Genomic DNA, 1,976 nt, shown 5'->3' with positions numbered 1-1,976 from the left:
GCGGTGGGCGCGGCCCCGCCGGTCGCGGCGACGAGCACCGGGGCTGGCTGCCGCCAACTGGGCTGCTCCGGAAGGGGCTTGGACTTGCCCCCCTGCGCCGCGGCGATCCGGTGGGCGTCCGCCCGGGCCCGCAGCCGCTCCGCGTGGCGCTGGCCGCCGTCCCAGGGCCCGGCCGCGGCGATGCTTCCGGCGGCCAGCGCCAGCCCGACCGCACCCGCCACTCCGGCCACCCACCGCGTCGGCGCCTGCGCGTACGCGCGTCCCCAGCGCGCGACGCGCTCCCCGCTGCCCATCCGGCCCTGCCCCTTTCCTCAGCACTCCTCGCGGTAGGAGACACTATTGGCTGCACCGACTGTCTATGGAGGACGCTGTGGAGTTCGACGTCACGATCGAGATCCCGAAGGGCTCGCGCAACAAGTACGAGGTCGACCACGAGACCGGTCGTATCTACCTCGACCGCATGCTCTTCACCTCGACCCGCTACCCCGCCGACTACGGCTTCGTGGACGGCACCCTGGGCGAGGACGGCGACCCGCTGGACGCCCTGGTCATCCTCGAGGAGCCGACCTTCCCCGGCTGTGTCATCAAGTGCCGCGCCATCGGCATGTTCCACATGACCGACGAGGCGGGCGGCGACGACAAGCTGCTCTGCGTCCCGGCCTCCGACCCGCGCTGGGAGCACCTGCGCGACATCCACCACGTGTCGGAGTTCGACCGCCTGGAGATCCAGCACTTCTTCGAGGTCTACAAGGACCTGGAGCCCGGCAAGTCGGTCGAGGGCGCCCACTGGGTCGGCCGCGCCGAGGCCGAGGACGAGATCAAGGCCAGCATCAAGCGCCTCGCCGACTCCGGCCAGGCGCACTGAGGCCAGCCGTCCTGACGCCCAGTCAGCACAGTCACCCGAAGGGGTGCCCGCGAGACCGCTCGCGGGCACCCCTTCGCGCGTCCCGGGCGGGGTCCGAAGGGTCGTGCCCCTTGGCAAGAAGTTGCAATTGCATTTAATGTGCCAGCATGGATCGCAGCTTCCTCTTCGTCCTCGGCAGCAGCCGCCCCGACGGCAACACCGAGCAGTTGGCCCGGACCGCGGCCCGGAGGCTCCCCTCCGGGACGGAACAGCGCTGGCTCGCCCTGCGCGACCTGCCGCTGGCCCCCTTCACCGACCGCCGCCACGCGGACCCCGCCGGCCACACCCTGCCCGCGCCCGGCAGCAACGAGCGCCTGCTGCTGGACGCCACCCTCGACGCGACGGACATCGTCATCGCCTCGCCCGTGTACTGGTACTCCGTCAGTTCCGCCACCAAGCTCTACCTGGACCACTGGTCCGGCTGGCTGCGCCTGCCCGGCGTGGACTTCAAGCAGCGGATGGCGCGCAAGACCTACTGGGCCGTCAGCGCGCTGGCCGAGGAGGACCCGGCGTACGCCCGCCCGCTGCTGGACACCGTCCGCTACAGCGCCGAGTACTTCGGCGCCCGCTTCGCCGGCGGCCTGGTCGGCGTCGGCGTCGACCGCCCCGGGCAGATCATGGCGGATGCCGAAACCCTGGCACGGGCACGCGGGTTCTTCACCGCCGACGCGACCGGACCCCTGGGACTGCGTGCCGAGGCCGGGGTCAGTGCCGGGGTGGCCGGCTGAGCTCCGCTCAGGGTCGGGCGTAGAAGTCGGGCGTACCCATGATCCACAGCGAGGCGACCTTCACCACGTCGCCGGTACGGGGCGCCTCGATCATGCGGTCGTCGCCGATGTAGAGCGCCACGTGGTAGATCCCGGCCGGGCTGCCGTCGTGCGACCAGAACACCAGGTCGCCGGGGCGCAGCTGACGGTAGGTCAGCGGGGTGGACTCGGCGTACTGGTCGGCGGCATAGTGCGGCAGCGCGACGCCGGCGCGCTGCCAGGCGCGCATCGTCAGGCCGCTGCAGTCGAAGCTGTCCGGGCCCGCCCCGCCCCAGACGTAGGCGTCGCCCACCTGGGCCTCGGCG

At 72.2% G+C, this 1,976-nt stretch carries 3 protein-coding genes and 1 pseudogene; 2 read left to right on the top strand and 2 right to left on the bottom strand.

What is annotated here, in order from left to right; all coding sequences use genetic code 11:
* Positions 1–293, bottom strand: a pseudogene (locus ACFP3V_RS30565) (D-alanyl-D-alanine carboxypeptidase/D-alanyl-D-alanine endopeptidase); the annotation flags it as partial.
* Between the two features lie 77 nt (positions 294–370).
* On the opposite strand from ACFP3V_RS30565, the gene ACFP3V_RS30560 reads away from it, so the two are divergent.
* Both ACFP3V_RS30560 and ACFP3V_RS30555 read left to right on the top strand, forming a co-directional pair.
* On the top strand, positions 371–865 hold the full coding sequence (locus ACFP3V_RS30560; protein WP_380590674.1) for an inorganic diphosphatase: 495 nt from the start codon (positions 371–373) through the stop codon (positions 863–865).
* A 146-nt stretch (positions 866–1,011) separates the two neighbouring features.
* Positions 1,012–1,632, top strand: coding sequence for a flavodoxin family protein (locus ACFP3V_RS30555; protein ID WP_380590671.1), 621 nt, complete (start codon positions 1,012–1,014; stop codon positions 1,630–1,632).
* Between the two features lie 7 nt (positions 1,633–1,639).
* Here ACFP3V_RS30555 and ACFP3V_RS30550 read toward each other — a convergent pair.
* On the bottom strand, positions 1,640–1,976 hold a 337-nt coding region (locus ACFP3V_RS30550; protein WP_380590668.1), incomplete at its 5' end, for a C40 family peptidase.

Origin of the sequence: Streptacidiphilus monticola, assembly GCF_042658505.1 — a bacterium.
In the GTDB taxonomy this organism is placed as follows: Bacteria; Actinomycetota; Actinomycetes; order Streptomycetales; family Streptomycetaceae; genus Streptacidiphilus; species Streptacidiphilus monticola.
This window is presented reverse-complemented; position numbering and strand designations above follow the sequence as displayed.

Coding starts and splice junctions, on each gene's coding strand:
- ACFP3V_RS30555 (WP_380590671.1), top strand. CDS start 1,012: ATGGATCGCAGCTTCCTCTTCGTCCTCGGCAGCAGCCGCCCCGACGGC.